At 73.2% G+C, this 613-nt stretch carries 2 pseudogenes; both read left to right on the forward strand.

Features of this window, described 5'->3' with window-relative positions:
- Positions 1-75: pseudogene (locus KUM32_RS41035) on the forward strand (VOC family protein); the annotation flags it as partial.
- Positions 76-259: 184 nt separating this feature from the next.
- A pseudogene (locus KUM32_RS41040) lies at positions 260-613 on the forward strand (excinuclease ABC subunit UvrA); the annotation flags it as partial.

A 613-nucleotide genomic window follows, 5' to 3' on the forward strand; every position in this document is an offset into this window, starting at 1 on the left:
CCGTACGGGGTACGGGACTGTGCCTTCCGCGACCCCGCGGGCAACCTGATCCGCATCCAGCAACTGGCCGCCTGAGCCACCCCGACAGCGCGAGCCCGGCCCGCCCGCCCGGCCCACCCGGCCCTCGGCGTGGGCCGGGCGGGCCGGGGCCTCGCGGGTGGGCCGCACGGCGACCAGGGTCGTGACGGAGGGGCGTACGCCGATGGGTGGCGGGCGCCGCGCGGGCGGGCCCGAACGACACGTGGAGAGACGAGAGACGATGAGCACGACCCGACGGAGGCCCGCGCAGTCGCCGGCGCCGCACGTTGCCGACGGCCACGACCTGATCCGCGTGCGGGGCGCCCGCGAGAACAACCTCAAGAACGTGAGCGTGGAGATCCCGAAGCGCCGGCTGACGGTGTTCACCGGCGTCTCCGGCTCGGGGAAGAGTTCGTTGGTGTTCGCCACCATCGCGGCGGAGTCGCAGCGGATGATCAACGAGACGTACAGCAGTTTCGTGCAGGGGTTCATGTCCGCGATGGGCCGGCCCGACGTGGACGTCCTCGACGGGCTGACCACCGCGATCATCGTCGACCAGCGGCCGATGGGCGCCGATCCGCGCTCCACCGTCGGC

The sequence above is a fragment of the Streptomyces sp. AC627_RSS907 genome (assembly GCF_019049165.1).